The sequence below is a fragment of the Hyphomicrobium sp. genome (assembly GCF_019744875.1).
Lineage (GTDB): Bacteria > Pseudomonadota > Alphaproteobacteria > Rhizobiales > Hyphomicrobiaceae > Hyphomicrobium_C.
Genome location: NZ_JAIETU010000002.1, coordinates 904,689 through 921,243, shown reverse-complemented (window position 1 = coordinate 921,243; position 16,555 = coordinate 904,689). Strand labels below are relative to the sequence as shown.

Annotated in this window: 12 protein-coding genes and 2 tRNA genes; all 14 read left to right on the top strand. The window is 63.7% G+C overall.

Annotation, left to right across the window (positions count from 1 at the left end; translation table 11 throughout):
* The first annotated feature begins 193 nt into the window (after positions 1-193).
* The 14 genes from K2Y42_RS04420 (at position 194) to K2Y42_RS04355 (ending at position 16,553) form a co-directional block, all read left to right on the top strand.
* A complete protein-coding gene (locus K2Y42_RS04420; protein ID WP_291148913.1) occupies positions 194-739 on the top strand; it encodes a PRC-barrel domain-containing protein in 546 nt (181 codons plus the stop codon).
* A 301-nt stretch (positions 740-1,040) separates the two neighbouring features.
* Positions 1,041-1,114: transfer RNA gene (locus tag K2Y42_RS04415), tRNA-Gly, on the top strand.
* Between the two features lie 142 nt (positions 1,115-1,256).
* Complete coding sequence (locus tag K2Y42_RS04410) at positions 1,257-1,580, top strand: heavy metal-binding domain-containing protein (protein ID WP_291148912.1); 324 nt, start codon at positions 1,257-1,259, stop codon at positions 1,578-1,580.
* Between the two features lie 203 nt (positions 1,581-1,783).
* A tRNA-Trp gene (locus tag K2Y42_RS04405) sits at positions 1,784-1,859 on the top strand.
* Positions 1,860-1,968: 109 nt separating this feature from the next.
* Entirely contained in the window at positions 1,969-2,166 is a 198-nt protein-coding gene (gene secE / locus K2Y42_RS04400) for a preprotein translocase subunit SecE (protein WP_291148910.1), read from the top strand.
* Between the two features lie 55 nt (positions 2,167-2,221).
* Positions 2,222-2,758 carry a transcription termination/antitermination protein NusG gene (nusG, locus tag K2Y42_RS04395; protein WP_291148909.1) on the top strand — a complete coding sequence of 179 codons (537 nt, stop codon included), beginning with the start codon at positions 2,222-2,224 and terminating at the stop codon, positions 2,756-2,758.
* Between the two features lie 156 nt (positions 2,759-2,914).
* Positions 2,915-3,361: a 50S ribosomal protein L11 gene (gene rplK / locus K2Y42_RS04390; RefSeq protein ID WP_291148907.1), complete on the top strand. Its 447-nt coding sequence runs from the start codon at positions 2,915-2,917 to the stop codon at positions 3,359-3,361.
* 4 nt (positions 3,362-3,365) lie between these two features.
* Positions 3,366-4,130, top strand: a complete 765-nt coding sequence (gene rplA, locus K2Y42_RS04385) for a 50S ribosomal protein L1 (protein WP_291148905.1) — start codon at positions 3,366-3,368, stop codon at positions 4,128-4,130.
* 363 nt (positions 4,131-4,493) lie between these two features.
* On the top strand, positions 4,494-5,012 hold the full coding sequence (gene rplJ, locus K2Y42_RS04380; protein ID WP_291148903.1) for a 50S ribosomal protein L10: 519 nt from the start codon (positions 4,494-4,496) through the stop codon (positions 5,010-5,012).
* 126 nt (positions 5,013-5,138) lie between these two features.
* Positions 5,139-5,513 (top strand): 50S ribosomal protein L7/L12, encoded by a 375-nt coding sequence (gene rplL, locus K2Y42_RS04375; protein ID WP_291148901.1) that lies wholly within the window; start codon positions 5,139-5,141, stop codon positions 5,511-5,513.
* Positions 5,514-5,821: 308 nt separating this feature from the next.
* Positions 5,822-9,979 (top strand): DNA-directed RNA polymerase subunit beta, encoded by a 4,158-nt coding sequence (gene rpoB / locus K2Y42_RS04370; RefSeq protein WP_291148899.1) that lies wholly within the window; start codon positions 5,822-5,824, stop codon positions 9,977-9,979.
* A 159-nt stretch (positions 9,980-10,138) separates the two neighbouring features.
* Positions 10,139-14,356 carry a DNA-directed RNA polymerase subunit beta' gene (gene rpoC, locus K2Y42_RS04365; protein ID WP_291148897.1) on the top strand — a complete coding sequence of 1,406 codons (4,218 nt, stop codon included), beginning with the start codon at positions 10,139-10,141 and terminating at the stop codon, positions 14,354-14,356.
* Positions 14,357-14,594: 238 nt separating this feature from the next.
* Positions 14,595-15,986, top strand: a complete 1,392-nt coding sequence (locus K2Y42_RS04360; protein WP_291148895.1) for a class II 3-deoxy-7-phosphoheptulonate synthase — start codon at positions 14,595-14,597, stop codon at positions 15,984-15,986.
* Positions 15,987-16,190: 204 nt separating this feature from the next.
* Positions 16,191-16,553 (top strand): hypothetical protein, encoded by a 363-nt coding sequence (locus K2Y42_RS04355; RefSeq protein ID WP_291148891.1) that lies wholly within the window; start codon positions 16,191-16,193, stop codon positions 16,551-16,553.
* Positions 16,554-16,555: the final 2 nt, after the last annotated feature.

The window sequence follows — 16,555 nt, the reverse complement described above, 5'->3', positions numbered from 1 at the left end:
CATCTGAGCGGATCGATGCGGCGGGCTACGCAGGGGGAACCATGGTCCGCAGCACGCGTTAGTCCGCCAAGCGCGCGAACGCTCGCTTAGTGCATGCGGTGAGGTGTGCGCGTGTCTGTGAGTGCTGGGCCAATTCGGGCCTGCCGCTCCTGCTTCATCAACCTCATCGCGAAAATGAACAAGGAGACGATCGATGAAATCCAAGCTGCTCTCGGCAATCTGTATGCCCGCCGCTCTCGCCATTGGCGCTGCGACCGCAATGGCGCAGGACGCAAATTCTCCTGCAGCGCCGTCCCCCGCGCCCGCTGAGCGCGCACCCGATGCTGCTTCGCCCTCGCCGTCACCGTCGCCTTCGCCGGCTCCGACCGCTGCTCCGTCCGATCCCGCTCCGTCGCCATCAGCAGCGGCTCCGTCGTCCGACACGACAAAAAGCGCAAGCAACTTCTCGTCGACGCAGTCCGGCGATGAGTGGCGTTCGTCGAAACTGGTCGGCATGGCCGTCTACAACCGCGCCAACGAACGCGTCGGCGACATCAACGATCTGATCCTCGGTCCCGACGGCAAGGTCGCCAGCGCTGTGATCGGCGTCGGCGGTTTCCTCGGCATCGGCGAAAAGCTGGTCGCGGTCGATTTCTCGGAGCTTCAGCTTAACCGCGATGCGGATGGCGCGATGCGCGCCACGATCAACAGCTCGAAGGAATCGCTGGAGTCGGCGCCGGACTACAAGTTCGCGAAGTAACCGGCACTGACGAAAACAACCGTCATCGAGGAAACGTCACCGGGAAACGCGAGATTGTCCATCTCGGCGACAGTGGTTCAGGAACAAGAGCCCCGATGAGGGCCGCAAATCAGAGCATCCAAGGAGAAGGAGCGAGCAATCGCTCCTTTTTCTTGTGGCGCGTTTTCTTATGCCGCGGCGTGCGCAGACGACATCGGCGCGCGGACTGTTGAGCCCGCGAGGGCGCTTCCCTTGGTCCGGATTTGATCCTATAAGGGCGCCCCACAGCCAGCCGTGCAACGATCTGCACGCGGCCGGGGTCGCGGGTGTAGCTCAATGGTAGAGCAGCAGCCTTCCAAGCTGAATACGAGGGTTCGATTCCCTTCACCCGCTCCAATTTCTTGCTCGCTGCCGCTGAGCGTTGGACGCCATTCTGCGGACAGCGCTGCCGCGCGTCCGGTTCCCTAGCCTGAAGTCTTCCTGAAGCGCGCGCGTCGTGGCAGGGTCTCCGCGGTTTGCATCCGGGGGAGCGCGCATCATGATTGTCACCACGACCAATGGGCTCGAGGGCTATCGCATCGTTCGCCACATCGGCGTCGTGCGCGGGCTGACGGTTAGGTCGCGCAGCGTCGTCGGCAATATCGGCGCCGCCATCCAGATTCTGTTTGGCGGCAACATCTCGGTCTACACCAAGCTTGCCGAGCAGACGCGGCAGGAAGCCTTCGACCTGATGATGGCCCACGCCGAGGAAGCCGGCGCGAACGCCGTGCTGGCCATGCGCTACGATGCGAATGAGATCGCATCCGCAGTTACCGAGGTATTGGCCTACGGCACGGCCGTCGTGGTCGAAAAAATCAATTGATTGCCGCTGGATAGGGGCAGGGGGCGTCCGTCGGTCCACGGAGACTGCGGGCCCGCGGGGCGGAAATTCGCATCTTCCCGGCGCGTGTCATAAGAAAGTGGCCGCGAGGCGGTGACAAACCGAAAAAGTTCAGCTAAGGATGCCGCCCCCGCATTAGGCATGTGCGCCTTTCGCGTCGATACGGCGCGCAATTGTCATTGCGAAGGGGAGTAGCTCAATTGGTAGAGCGTCGGTCTCCAAAACCGAAGGCTGGGGGTTCGAGCCCCTCCTCCCCTGCCACTGGTTTCGGAGCGGATCAGTAAGGGCCACTGATCTAGCTCGTAGGACAAATCCCCAGTTAACACTGGGGTGCGTCAATTTGTCACATGGCGCTCGGGAAGCGGTTTTGATGTCGAAGTTCAATCCGTTCGAATTTGTGCAAGAGGTAAGGCAGGAGGTCTCCAAAGTCACCTGGCCGACATGGAAAGAGGTGTGGGTTACCACCCTCATGGTCCTGATCATGGTGTCTTTGGCGTCAATGTTCTTTCTGATGACGGATCTCGCCCTCGGGCATGTGGTCAACATGGTGCTTGGGCTCCGCCGCTGATGTGGCAGGAGCACCGGATCGCGATCGCCCTCGCGGCGAAGGACAAGATTTGAGAATGGCCAAGCGCTGGTACATCGTTCACGCCTACACCAACTTCGAACGCAAGGTGGCGGATGCCATCAAGGAGCGTGCGCGGGCGGCTGGGCTTGAGAACGTGTTCGAGGAAGTCGTCGTGCCGACCGAAGAGGTCGTCGAGGTGAAGCGCGGCCGCAAGGTCCAGGCGGAGCGGAAGTTCCTGCCGGGCTACGTGCTCGTTCGGATGGAGATGTCGGACGCCGCGTTCGTGCTCATCAAGAACACGCCGAAGGTCACCGGCTTCCTTGGAGCCGACAACAAGCCGATCGCGATCTCGGACGACGAGGCGGCGCGCATCCTCAACCAGGTGAAGGAAGGCGTCGAGCGTCCGAAGCCCTCGATCATTTACGAGATCGGCGAGCAGGTCAAAGTCGTGGACGGGCCGTTCGCCTCGTTCCAGGGCGAAGTCGAAGAGGTCGATGGCGAGCGCTCTCGCCTCAAGGTCGGCGTTTCGATCTTCGGCCGCAAGACACCGGTCGAACTCGAGTTCGGCCAGGTCGAGAAGGTGCCGGCATAGGATTTATGAACTTCCGGCGCTTCGGCGCCGGTTGCGGACAACGGATCTGCCGCTGACGCGGCGAGCCATGTCCGGTTTCGCGGGAGGGCCCTGAAAAAGCCCGCTGACCGCTAACCCTGAGGAAGCAGAAGCTTCCTCGAAAACTTAGGGGATACGATGGCGAAGAAAATTGACGGCTACATCAACCTTCAGGTCCCGGCGGGAGCGGCTAACCCCTCTCCGCCGATCGGCCCTGCGCTTGGCCAGCGCGGCGTCAACATCATGGAATTCTGCAAGTCCTTCAACGCCAAGACGAAGGATATCGAGCAGGGTACTCCGATTCCGGTGAAGATCACGGTCTTTTCGGACCGCTCGTTCACGTTCGAAATGCGCACGCCGCCCGCAACCTTCCTCATCAAGAAGGCCGCCGGCATGAAGGCGACCGGCAAGGGTGGTTCGGGCTCGAAGAACCCCGGCCGCGATGTCGCCGGTTCGATCACCATGGCTCAGCTGCGCGACATCGCGAAGCTGAAGATCAAGGACATGAACACGGACGATCTGGATCAGGCCACTAAGACGATCGCTGGCTCCGCCCGCTCGATGGGCCTCAAGGTGGTGGAGTAGTCACATGGCAAAAGAAGCAACCAAGAGCGGCGCCAACGCCGAGAAGGCAGCGGCTGCCCGTCTCGCCGGCGGCAAGCGCAACGCCGAAGTCCAGAGGGGCATCGACGCCAACAAGGCCTACGCCGTTGACGAGGCCGTGCGCCTCATCAAGGAGCGCGCCAAGGCGAAGTTCGACGAGACCGTCGAGGTCGCGATGAACCTGGGCGTCGATCCGAAGCACGCCGACCAGATGGTCCGCGGCGTTTGCAACCTGCCGAACGGCTCGGGCCGTACCGCGCGCGTTGCCGTGTTCGCACGTGGCGCCAAGGCTGAAGAAGCCAAGGCCGCTGGCGCCGACGTGGTGGGCGCCGAAGACCTGGTCGAGATCGTCTCGAAGGGCACGATCAACTTCGATCGCTGCATCGCGACGCCTGACATGATGGGCCTCGTCGGCCGCCTCGGTAAGGTGCTCGGCCCGCGCGGCCTGATGCCGAACCCGCGCGTCGGCACGGTCACCATGGACGTCGTCGGTGCCGTCAAGGGCGCCAAGGGCGGCTCGGTGGAGTTCCGCGTCGAGAAGGCTGGCATCGTCCACGCCGGCGTCGGCAAGGCGAGCTTCACGGAAACGGCGCTCGTCGAGAACATCAAGGCGTTCGTCGACGCCGTGACCAAGGCCAAGCCCGCCGGTTCGAAGGGCACGTACATCAAGAAGGTGTCGCTCAGCTCGACCATGGGCCCCGGCCTCCGGATCGATACCGGCACTGTCGTTTCTGCAACGCCCTCGGCCTGAGCCGAAGCGCGTTGAACACGAATTCGGTGTCGCGGGGCGCAAGTCCCCGGCACCGGATCTCCGGCACGAGGGCCTTTCGGGGTTCGAAAGCTGGAGACCTGTCCAAGATTGATGGGCGCCGATCCGGTTCTCCGGTGACGCTTAATCCTCTCGAACGAGGGCCCGCATGAGACGGGAGACCACCCGGATTTCAGGCTTTAGGGCCCGCTTCCGGTATGAGCCTTCTGGGTCAGCACCGTGCCGCACTTACGAGCGCGCGGTCGGACAGGACGAGCGTCGCAGCCGGCTTCCTCCGGGAAGTAAAGCTGCGGCAGGTGCAACCCGCGACGGGGCGAAAGCCTCGATCGCAACCAGGAGTGAGCAGTGGATAGAGCCGCAAAACAGGCGCTCGTAACGTCCCTCCACGACGTGTTGAAAGACACGGGCGTGGTTGTCGTTGCCCACAACACCGGCATGGTGGCCGCACAGGCAGCAGAATTCCGCAAGCGCATCAAAGAAGCTGGCGGGTCTGTCAAAGTGGCCAAGAACCGTCTGGTGAAGCTCGCGCTCAAGGACACCAAAGCTGAAGGCATCGCCGATCTCTTCGCAGGGCCGACCGTGTTGGCCTATTCGAAGGATCCGATCGCCGCAGCTCGGATCGCCGTCAAGTACGCCAAGGAAAACGAAAAGCTCGTGATCCTCGGCGGCGCGATGGGCGCCTCCATCCTTGACGCGAACGGCGTCAAAGCACTCGCCGAATTGCCCTCGCTTGATGAGCTGAGAGCCAAGCTGATCGGACTGTTGAACGCGCCGGCGACGAAGATCGCCCGCACGGTCGCAGAACCCGGCGCAAAGCTCGCGCGCGTCATTCAGGCCAAGGCATCCCAGGGCGAAGCTGCATAACGCAACCGTGGACGTGCCGCGTACGCAATTGCGTGCGCAACAACTCTGAAAACGGCGTCTCCCGAGCCGCGCGAAGGCTGGGACAAAGCGCCTCTCTCAAAGGCTAAACCGGAAGGACTATATACAATGTCGGATCTCGCAAAGATTGTAGACGACCTGTCGAAGCTGACCGTTCTCGAAGCAGCTGAACTCGCCAAGCTTCTCGAAGAGAAGTGGGGCGTTTCGGCTGCTGCTGCTGTGGCTGTTGCTGCTGCCCCCGCTGGTGGCGCTGCTGCCGCTGTTGAAGAGCAGACCGAGTTCACCGTCATCCTGAAGTCGGGCGGCGACAAGAAGATCAACGTCATCAAGGAAGTGCGCGCCATCACGGGCCTCGGCCTCAAGGAAGCCAAGGACCTCGTTGAGGCCGGCGGCAAGACCGTGAAGGAAGGCGTTTCCAAGGACGAAGCTGCAAAGCTCAAGAAGCAGCTTGAGGACCAGGGCGCGGTCGTCGAGCTGAAGTAAGGCAATGGGCAACAGGCAGCGGGCAACAGGATCGCTCCTGCTGCCTGTTGCCTGCGACCTGCTGAGTCCTGCCGGAGGCAGGCAAAGTTTGTGCCCGCGAAGCGGGCGTCAGACGGCCTACCCGCGAAGCGGGCGTGTGGACGGTTCACCGGAGGGTCTCGAGCGGGTCAAAACCCCGCGAACAGGCCCTCCGGCGAGCCGTTTAGAGAGTTCAAAGACGAAGTGCGGGGGATGGCGACCTCGGCGCTGGCAAAATATGGCGAGTGGTGCGCTCCCCCGGCGCAACCCCGACGAGATGAGGAGCGGACATGGCTGAGACCTTCAACGGCCGTAAGCGGATTCGTAAGCAGTTCGGTCACATCCGCGAAGTGGCGGAAATGCCGAACCTCATCGAGGTCCAGAAGAGTTCCTACGACGACTTCCTGATGGTCAAGGAGCCGGCTGGCGGCCGCTCCGCCGACCACGGCCTGCAGGCCGTCTTCAAGTCCGTGTTCCCGATCTCCGACTTCTCGGGCCGCGCGACGCTCGAGTTCGTGCGCTATGACTTCGAGCCGCCGAAGTACGACGTCGACGAGTGCATGCAGCGCGACATGACCTTCTCGGCGCCGCTCAAGGTCAAGCTTCGCCTGATCGTGTTCGATGTCAACGAAGAGACCGGCTCGAAGTCGATCAAGGACGTCAAGGAGCAGGACGTCTACATGGGCGACATGCCGCTCATGACGCTCAACGGCACCTTCGTCATCAACGGCACCGAGCGCGTCATCGTCTCGCAGATGCACCGTTCGCCGGGCGTGTTCTTCGATCACGACCGCGGCCGTACGCATGCCTCGGGCAAGCTGTTGTTTGCGGCTCGCATCATTCCGTATCGCGGCTCCTGGCTCGACTTCGAGTTCGACGCCAAGGACAACGTCTATGTGCGCATCGATCGCCGCCGCAAGCTGCCGGTGACGACGCTGCTGTACGCGCTCGGCCTCGACGACGAGACGATCCTCTCGACGTTCTACAAGATGATTCCGATCAAGGAATCGAAGCGCGGCTGGAAGATGCCGTTCATGTCCGACAAGATGCGCGGCATGACCCCGCTCGCGGACCTGATGGACGCGAAGTCCGGCGACGTGGTCGCCAAGGCCGGTGAAAAGGTTACGGCACGCCGCGCGCGCGAGCTGGCCGAGAACGGCCTCAAGGAAGTGCTCGTGTCGTCCGAGGACCTCGCCGGGCGCTACATTGCCGAGGACATCGTCGACCTCGAAACCGGCCAGATCTTCGCCGAAGCCGGCGCAGAGCTGGACGCGAAGCTGCTTGCCGAGCTGAAGGATCAGAAGGTCAAGGAATTCCACGTCCTCGACATCGATCACGTCAACATCGGCCCGTTCATCCGCAACACGCTGAACATCGACAAGAACTCGAACGGCGATGAAGCGCTGATGGACATCTACCGGGTCATGCGCCCGGGCGAGCCGCCGACCATCGAAGCGGCCACGAACCTGTTCCACTCGCTGTTCTTCGACAGCGAGCGCTACGACCTGTCGGCTGTCGGCCGCGTCAAGATGAACATGCGTCTTGAGCTCGACGCGCCCGACACGATGCGCGTCCTGCGCCGCGAGGACATCCTCGCCGTCATCAAGACGCTGGTCGACCTGCGCGACGGCCGCGGCGAGATCGACGACATCGACCATCTCGGCAACCGCCGCGTCCGCTCGGTCGGCGAGCTGATGGAGAACCAGTACCGCGTCGGCCTGCTCCGCATGGAGCGCGCCATCAAGGAGCGCATGAGCTCGGTCGAAATCGACACGGTCATGCCGCAGGACCTGATCAACGCCAAGCCCGCGGCCGCCGCCGTGCGCGAGTTCTTCGGCTCCTCGCAGCTCTCGCAGTTCATGGACCAGACCAACCCGCTCTCCGAGATCACGCACAAGCGTCGTCTCTCGGCGCTCGGGCCGGGCGGCCTCACGCGTGAGCGCGCGGGCTTCGAAGTCCGCGACGTGCATCCCACGCACTACGGCCGCATCTGCCCGATTGAGACGCCGGAGGGCCCGAACATCGGCCTCATCAACTCGCTCGCGACCTTCGCGCGCGTGAACAAGTACGGCTTCATCGAGAGCCCCTACCGCAAGGTGAAGGACGGCAAGGTCACCGACACGGTGGTCTATCTCTCCGCCATGGAAGAGATGCGCCACCACGTCGCCCAGGCCAACGCCGACATCGACGCCAAGGGCAACCTGACCGAGGATCTCGTCACCGTTCGCTATCAGGGCGACGTGATGCTCGTGCCGGTGGACCGCGTCGACTACATCGACGTCTCGCCCAAGCAGCTCGTGTCCGTCGCGGCGGCGCTCATCCCGTTCCTCGAGAACGACGACGCCAACCGCGCCCTCATGGGCTCGAACATGCAGCGCCAGGCGGTTCCCCTTGTGAAGGCGGAAGCTCCGCTCGTCGGCACCGGCATGGAAGAGGTTGTCGCGCGTGACTCGGGCGCCGCCATCGCGGCCCGCCGCGCCGGCATCGTCGACCAGGTGGACGCGACGCGTATCGTTATCCGCGCAACCGACGAGACCGATCCGTCGAAGCCGGGCGTCGACATCTACCGCCTGCGCAAGTTCCAGCGCTCGAACCAGAACACCTGCATCAACCAGCGCCCGCTGATCAACGTCGGCGACCGCGTCGAGGCCGGTGAAATCGTGGCCGACGGTCCCTCGACGGACCTCGGCGATCTGGCGCTCGGCAAGAACGTGCTCGTCGCGTTCATGCCGTGGATGGGCTACAACTTCGAGGACTCCATCCTCCTCTCCGAGCGCGTCGTGTACGACGACGTCTTCACCTCGATCCACATCGAGGAATTCGAGGTCATGGCCCGCGACACCAAGCTCGGGCCGGAAGAAATCACGCGCGACATTCCGAACGTCTCGGAAGAAGCGCTGAAGAACCTCGACGAAGCCGGCATCGTCTACATCGGCGCCGAAGTGAACCCGGGCGACATCCTCGTCGGCAAGATCACGCCGAAGGGCGAGAGCCCGATGACGCCGGAAGAAAAGCTCCTGCGCGCCATCTTCGGCGAAAAGGCCTCCGACGTGCGCGACACGTCTCTGCGCCTGCCGCCGGGCGTTTCGGGCACCATCGTCGAAGTTCGCGTCTTCAATCGTCACGGCGTCGACAAGGACGAGCGTGCGATGGCCATCGAGCGCGAGGAGATCGAGCGTCTCGCCAAGGACCGCGACGACGAGCTGCAGATCCTGGACCGCAACGTCTATGCGCGTCTGAAGGACTCGCTGATGGGCAAGGAAGTGTCCAAGGGCCCGAAGGGCGCCCGCAAGGGCACCGAGCTCGACGAGCCGACGCTCGCCGACATCCCGCGCAGCCAGTGGTGGGAAATCGGCCTCAAGGACGAGAAGGCCCAGGCCGAGCTCGAAGCCATCAACAAGCAGTACGAAGAGGCCAAGAAGAGCCTTGAGCGCCGCTTCGTCGACAAGGTCGACAAGCTCCAGCGCGGCGACGAGCTGCCGCCGGGCGTGATGAAGATGGTCAAGGTCTTCGTCGCCGTGAAGCGCAAGATCCAGCCGGGCGACAAGATGGCCGGCCGTCACGGCAACAAGGGCGTCGTCTCGCTCATCGTGCCGTGCGAGGACATGCCGTTCCTCGAGGACGGCACGCATGTCGACGTGGTGCTGAACCCGCTCGGCGTGCCGTCGCGCATGAACGTCGGACAGATCTTGGAAACGCACCTCGGTTGGGCGTGCCGCGGTCTCGGCCGCATCATCGACGAGGCGCTGAAGGAGTTCCATGCGTCCGGCAAGGCCGAGCAGCTTCGCCAGGAGATGGAAAAGATATACGGCAAGGATGTCATCAAGTCGTCCATCAAGGACAACGACCTGGCGACGGCCGCCGAGAAGCTGACCAAGGGCGTGCCCATCGCAACGCCCGTGTTCGACGGCGCCAAGGAAGCCGACATCGTCGAGATGCTGGAGGCCGCAGGCTTCGACAGCTCGGGCCAGGTTCGTCTCTTTGACGGCCGCACGGGCGAGCAGTTCGATCGCCAGGTCACCGTCGGCTACAAGTACGTGCTGAAGCTGCACCATCTTGTCGACGACAAGATCCATGCCCGCTCGATCGGCCCGTACAGCCTCGTCACCCAGCAGCCGCTGGGTGGTAAGGCCCAGTTCGGTGGTCAGCGTTTCGGCGAAATGGAGGTCTGGGCGCTCGAAGCGTACGGCGCCGCCTACACGCTGCAGGAAATGCTCACCGTCAAATCGGACGACGTCGCAGGCCGCACCAAGGTCTACGAAGCCATCGTCCGCGGCGACGACGCATTCGAGGCCGGCGTGCCGGAAAGCTTCAACGTCTTGGTCAAGGAAATGCGCGCGCTCGGCCTCAACGTCGAGCTGCTCAATTCCGATGGGCCCGTCGCGGAAGTCGCGCAGGAAGCTCCTCCCCAGGAGCGTCCGCAGCTTCCGCCGGCTGCCGCCGAGTAGAACGAAACGAACGGAAGTCCGGGCTACGCCCGGGCTTTCCCTCACTTTCTAGGCCTGCCCAGAGCCGCGCGCACCACGTCGCCGGTATGGGCAGGAACCAAGCGACGAGAATTTTGAGGATCGCGGGCCCCACCCACCGCTGATCCCGGGAGAGAGCCGATGAACGAGATCACCAACCTCTTCAAGACCCAGGCGTCCATCCCGACGTTCGACGAGATCAAGATCTCGATCGCATCGCCGGATGACATTCACTCGTGGTCGTTCGGTGAGATCAAGAAGCCGGAAACGATCAACTACCGTACCTTCAAGCCGGAGCGCGACGGCCTGTTCTGCGCCCGCATCTTCGGACCGATCAAGGACTACGAATGCTTGTGCGGCAAGTACAAGCGCATGAAGTACAAGGGCCTGATCTGCGAAAAGTGCGGCGTCGAAGTCACGCTCGCCAAGGTGCGCCGCGAGCGCATGGGCCATATCGAGCTGGCCGCGCCGGTCGCTCACATCTGGTTCCTGAAGTCGCTGCCCTCGCGCATCGGCCTGCTGCTCGACATGACGCTCAAGGATCTTGAGCGCGTTCTCTATTTCGAAAACTACATCGTCACCGAGCCCGGCATCTCTCCCTTCAAGGAGAAGCAGCTCCTGACGGAAGACCAGTACAACCAGGCGATCGAAGAGCACGGCCCCGACAGCTTCACCGCTGGCATCGGCGCCGAGGCCATTCGCGAGCTCATGACGGGCATGGATCTCGAAAAGATCCGCGAAGACCTGCGCCAGGAAATCGCCGAGGCCACCACCGAGCTCAAGCCGAAGAAGCTCGGCAAGCGCCTCAAGGTCATCGAAAGCTTCATCGAGAGCGGCAACAAGCCGGAGTGGATGATCCTGACCGTCGTTCCGGTCATCCCGCCGGAGCTGCGTCCGCTCGTGCCGCTCGACGGCGGCCGCTTCGCGACCTCGGACCTCAACGACCTCTATCGCCGCGTCATTAACCGCAACAATCGTCTGAAGCGGCTGATGGAGCTGCGCGCACCCGACATCATCATCCGCAACGAAAAGCGCATGTTGCAGGAGTCGGTTGACGCTCTGTTCGACAACGGCCGTCGCGGCCGCGTCATCACCGGCGCCAACAAGCGTCCGCTGAAGTCGCTCGCCGACATGCTGAAGGGCAAGCAGGGCCGCTTCCGTCAGAACCTGCTCGGCAAGCGCGTCGACTACTCCGGCCGTTCGGTCATCGTCGTCGGTCCCGAGCTGAAGCTGCATCAGTGCGGCCTGCCGAAGAAGATGGCGCTCGAGCTGTTCAAGCCGTTCATCTACTCGCGCCTGCAGACGCTCGGCCAGGCGGCCACCGTCAAGCAGGCCAAGAAGCTTGTCGAGAAGGAGAAGCCCGAGGTTTGGGACGTCCTCGACGAGGTCATCCGCGAGCATCCGGTGATGCTGAACCGCGCGCCGACGCTGCATCGCCTGGGCATCCAGGCGTTCGAGCCGCAACTGATCGAAGGCAAGGCGATCCAGCTTCACCCGCTGGTTTGCGCCGCCTTCAACGCCGACTTCGACGGCGACCAGATGGCCGTACACGTTCCGCTTTCGCTGGAAGCCCAGCTCGAAGCGCGCGTGCTCATGATGTCGACGAACAACATTCTGCATCCCGCGAACGGCCAGCCGATCATCGTGCCGTCGCAGGACATCGTTCTCGGCCTCTACTACCTGTCGATCGTCCGCGACGGCCAGCCCGGCGAGGGCATGGCGTTCGGCTCGGTGGGCGAGGTGCGTCACGCGCTCGAGGCGAAGGCTGTTTCGCTGCACGCCAAGATCAAGGGCCGGTTCCGTTCCAAGAACCAGGACGGCGAAGAGGTGGTCGAGATCCTCGACACCACGCCGGGCCGCATGATCCTGGGCGAGGTGCTGCCGCAGCGTCCGGGCGTCAAGTTCGCGCTCGTCAACCAGCTTCTGACGAAGAAGGCTATCTCCGGCATGATCGATGCCGTCTACCGTAACTGCGGTCAGAAGGAGACGGTGATCTTCTGCGACCGCATCATGGCGCTCGGCTTCCATCACGCGTTCAAGGCGGGCATCTCGTTCGGCAAGGACGACATGCTCATCCCGGACTCGAAAACCAAGATCGTCGCCGACGCGACCGAGCTCGTCCGCGAGTTCGAGCAGCAGTACAACGACGGCCTGATCACCAAGCTCGAGAAGTACAACAAGGTCGTTGACGCCTGGTCGAAGTGCACGGACCAGATCGCCAAGGAGATGATGGATCGCATCTCGACCAATCCGAAGGATGCGGACGGTCGCGAGAAGCAGGTCAACTCGATCTACATGATGAGCCATTCGGGCGCCCGCGGCTCCGCGGCGCAGATGAAGCAGCTCGCCGGTATGCGCGGCCTCATGACCAAGCCCTCGGGCGAGATCATCGAGACGCCGATCATCTCGAACTTCAAGGAAGGCCTGTCGGTTCTCGAATACTTCAACTCGACCCACGGCGCCCGTAAGGGCCTCGCGGACACCGCGTTGAAGACGGCCAACTCGGGCTACCTGACGCGCCGTCTCGTCGACGTCGCCCAGGACAGCATCATCTATGAAGAGGATTGCGGCACCGATCGCGGCATCAAGGTCCAGGCCGTCGTCGACGCCGGTCAGGTGATCGTGTCGCTCGGCGCGCGCGTCCTCGGCCGTACGGCGCAAGAGGATATCGGCTTCACGAACGAGAACGGCGAGGAGACGATCATCATCAAGGCTGGCGACCTCATCGAGGAGCGCCACGCCGACGCCATCGAGAAGGCCCAGATCCAGGAAGTTCGCATCCGCTCGGTTCTCACCTGCGAGACCATCACGGGCGTCTGCGGCAAGTGCTACGGTCGCGATCTCGCGCGCGGCACGCCGGTCAACATCGGTGAGGCTGTCGGCGTTATCGCCGCTCAGTCCATCGGTGAGCCCGGCACGCAGCTCACGATGCGTACGTTCCACATCGGCGGCACGGCGAACGTCGTCGACTCGTCCTTCATCGAGAGCAACTTCAACGGCAAGGTGAAGATCAAGAACCGCGCCATCGTCAAGGACGGCCAGGGCCGTCTCGTCGCGATGGGCCGCACCATGTCGATCGTCATCGTCGACCAGTCGGGCAAGGAGCTGTCGACCCACAAGGTCCAGTACGGCGCCCGCGTGCACGTCGATGAAGGCGACGAGGTCAAGCGTGGCACCAAGCTCGCTCAGTGGGACCCCTACACCCGTCCGATCCTCACCGAGGCGACTGGCAAGGTGGAGTTCGAGGATCTCATCGAGGGCGCGTCCGTCCGCGAGCAGACCGACGAAGTGAAGGGCACCACCAATCGCGTCATCGTCGATTGGCGCGCTACCCCGCGCGGCGCCGAGCTGAAGCCTGCCATCGTCATCAAGGACGCCAAGGGCAAGCACATCAAGGTGGCCCGTGGCGGCGATGCCCGTTACCTGCTGACCGTGGAAGCCATTCTCTCGGTCGAGCCGGGCCAGGAAGTGAAGGCGGGCGACGTCATCGCGCGTATCCCGCTCGCCTCCGCCAAGCAGAGCGACATCACGGGCGGTCTTCCGCGCGTGGCCGAGCTGTTCGAGGCACGTCGTCCCAAGGACCACGCGATCATCTCCGAGGTCTCGGGCACGGTCGAGTTCGGCAAGGACTACAAGAACAAGCAGCGCATCACGATCAAGCCTCTGGATGAGACCCAGGAGCCGGTCGAGTACCTGATCCCGCGCGGCAAGAGCCTGGCCGTCCAGCCCGGCGACCACATCGAGCGCGGCGATTACATCTATGACGGCAACCCTGCGCCGCACGACATTCTGGCGATCAAGGGCGTCGAGGAACTCGCGAACTACCTGATCAACGAGATCCAGGACGTCTACCGTCTGCAAGGCGTGACCATCAACGACAAGCACATCGAGGTCATCGTCCGGCAGATGCTCCAGAAGGTCGAGATCACCGACACCGGTGAGACGGGCTTCATCAAGGGCGAGCAGGTCGATCGCATCGAGTTCGACGAGGAGAACGCTAAGATCGAGAAGGCCGGCAAGCGCCCGGCCTCCGCGACCCCGGTTCTGCTCGGCATCACGAAGGCGTCGCTGCAGACCCGCTCGTTCATCTCGGCGGCGTCGTTCCAGGAAACCACGCGCGTGCTCACCGACGCGGCCGTCATCGGCAAGTCGGACACGCTCGAGGGCCTCAAGGAGAACGTCATCGTCGGCCGTCTCATCCCGGCCGGCACGGGTGGCATGCTGCGCGGCCTGCGCCGCATCGCTGCCAAGCGCGACGAGCTGATCAGCAAGGAAAAGGCGAAGTCGGATTCCGACAAGTCGCTGGCAGGTCCTGGCGAAGCCGGTCCCGCCCGCCGCCGCCGCCGCGTGGCCGAGTAGGCTCCGGCGTACCGCTGACGGAAACAGGAAGGCGGCCGGAAAACGGCCGCCTTCTTTGTGTTTCAAGGGATCTGAGCCGGGCTCCGGCACGAACGTCTCAGCCCCCACCGGCCGCTGGCCATCGGCGGGCAGGTGCCCTATATAAGCCCCGCTAGAAAAAGCAGAACCGGACAAAGGGTAAATGGCTCCGGCCTTTCCTGGGCAACCGGCGCAACGCGTTTGGAAGGTAACGACGACAATGGCCGCAACCTGGTCTCCCGAGAGCTGGCGTTCTTTCCCGATCGTCCAGGTCCCCGATTATCCCGATGCCGGCGCTCTGCGCGACGTCGAGGCCCGCCTTGCGACCTTCCCGCCGCTGGTGTTTGCAGGTGAGGCGCGCGACCTGAAGCGCACGCTCGGAGACGTGGCGCGCGGCGATGGCTTCCTGCTGCAGGGCGGCGATTGCGCCGAGAGCTTCCTGGAGCACCGCGCCGACAACATCCGCGACTTCTTCCGCGTCTTCCTGCAGATGGCGATCGTGCTGACGTACGCCGGCGGCAGCCCCGTGGTGAAGCTCGGCCGCATCGCCGGGCAGTTCGCCAAGCCGCGCTCTTCGCCGACCGAGAAGAAGGACGGCCAGGAGCTGCCGAGCTACCGCGGCGACATCATCAACGGCGCCGAGTTCACGTCCGAGGCTCGCATCCCCGATCCCGCGCGCCAGCTCGAAGCCTATCGCCAGTCGGCGGCGACGCTGAACCTGATCCGCGCCTTCGCGACCGGCGGCTATGCCGATCTCGAGCGCGTGCACCAGTGGAACATGGGCTTCGTGAAGGACAGCCCGCAGGGCCATCGCTACCAGGAGCTCGCCGATCGCATCGCTGAGACGCTGGGCTTCATGCGCGCCTGCGGCATCACGAGCGAGAACACGCCGCAGCTCCGCTCGACGCGCTTCTACACCAGCCACGAAGCGCTGCTGCTCAACTACGAGCAGGCGCTGACGCGTCTCGATTCGACGAGCGGCGATTGGTACGCCACGAGCGGCCACATGCTCTGGATCGGCGATCGCACGCGCCAGCCCGATCACGCGCACGTCGAATACTGCCGCGGCGTCAAGAACCCGATCGGCATCAAGTGCGGCCCCTCGCTCGATGGCGATGGCCTGCTGCGCCTGATCGACATCCTGAACCCGAAGGACGAGGCCGGCCGCATCACGCTGATCTGCCGCTTCGGCCACGAGAAGGTCGGCCAGCATCTGCCGAAGCTCATCCGCGCGGTCCAGAAGGCCGGCCGCACCGTGGTGTGGTCGTGCGATCCGATGCACGGCAACACGATCAGCGCCGTCAACGGCTACAAGACGCGCCCCTTCGATCGCATTCTGAAGGAGGTCGAAGCTTTCTTCGATGTCCATCGCGCCGAAGGCTCGCACGCGGGCGGCATCCACGTCGAGATGACGGGGCAGAACGTGACGGAGTGCACGGGCGGCGCCACGGCGATCTCGGAGACGGATCTGCTCGACCGCTACCACACGCAGTGCGATCCCCGCCTCAACGCGGATCAGTCGCTCGAACTGGCGTTCCTTGTCGCGGAGCGCATGAAGCTCGAGCGGGAGGCCCGCAGCGCACCCCCACGACCGGAGGTCGCTTTCGGTTAAGAGACCGGAGGTCGCCTTCGGTTAGGAGCCCGGAGGTCGCTTTCGGCTAAGAGCCCGGCGTTCACCGCCGGGCTTTTTCTTTTCTGTCGTCTCAACCCTTTGCCGCGACGCCCGAAACCTAGGGGAACCCCCTCGGCGCTCAGGGCGTTTTCCATGAGGTGAAGGTCGCGCCCGATGCCCGGCCGCCGAGCCTCGGAGGACAACATGGCAAGCCTCAGCAAGCAGGGGAGCGCGATGCTCTCCAATTTCTTGAGCGTCGTGGGCGGCAGCGATCAGAACTTGTCGGAGAGCGAGTTCGCCGGCACCTGGGAGGTGCGCGATTCCAAGGACAATCTCTTCGAGATCACGCTCTTCGGGTCGGGAACGGCCGAAGCCAATCGCGCCGGTGAAGGCATGAGCGGCACGTGGACGGTCGAGGGGCCGCGCGAGGGCGCGACCGCCGTGATCTCCTGGGAAACCGGGTGGACGACGAAGATCACGCACACCGCCGCGGGCTACGTGAAGACCGCCTACGATCAGGCGGCCGCCACGCCGGCCAACACGTCGGTGGCGCACAAGGTCGACTAGAC

Coding starts and splice junctions, on each gene's coding strand:
- K2Y42_RS04410 (WP_291148912.1), top strand. CDS start 1,257: ATGATTGTCACCACGACCAATGGGCTCGAGGGCTATCGCATCGTTCGC.
- nusG (WP_291148909.1), top strand. CDS start 2,222: ATGGCCAAGCGCTGGTACATCGTTCACGCCTACACCAACTTCGAACGC.
- K2Y42_RS04420 (WP_291148913.1), top strand. CDS start 194: ATGAAATCCAAGCTGCTCTCGGCAATCTGTATGCCCGCCGCTCTCGCC.
- K2Y42_RS04360 (WP_291148895.1), top strand. CDS start 14,595: ATGGCCGCAACCTGGTCTCCCGAGAGCTGGCGTTCTTTCCCGATCGTC.
- rpoC (WP_291148897.1), top strand. CDS start 10,139: ATGAACGAGATCACCAACCTCTTCAAGACCCAGGCGTCCATCCCGACG.
- secE (WP_291148910.1), top strand. CDS start 1,969: ATGTCGAAGTTCAATCCGTTCGAATTTGTGCAAGAGGTAAGGCAGGAG.
- K2Y42_RS04355 (WP_291148891.1), top strand. CDS start 16,191: ATGGCAAGCCTCAGCAAGCAGGGGAGCGCGATGCTCTCCAATTTCTTG.
- rpoB (WP_291148899.1), top strand. CDS start 5,822: ATGGCTGAGACCTTCAACGGCCGTAAGCGGATTCGTAAGCAGTTCGGT.
- rplK (WP_291148907.1), top strand. CDS start 2,915: ATGGCGAAGAAAATTGACGGCTACATCAACCTTCAGGTCCCGGCGGGA.
- rplA (WP_291148905.1), top strand. CDS start 3,366: ATGGCAAAAGAAGCAACCAAGAGCGGCGCCAACGCCGAGAAGGCAGCG.
- rplL (WP_291148901.1), top strand. CDS start 5,139: ATGTCGGATCTCGCAAAGATTGTAGACGACCTGTCGAAGCTGACCGTT.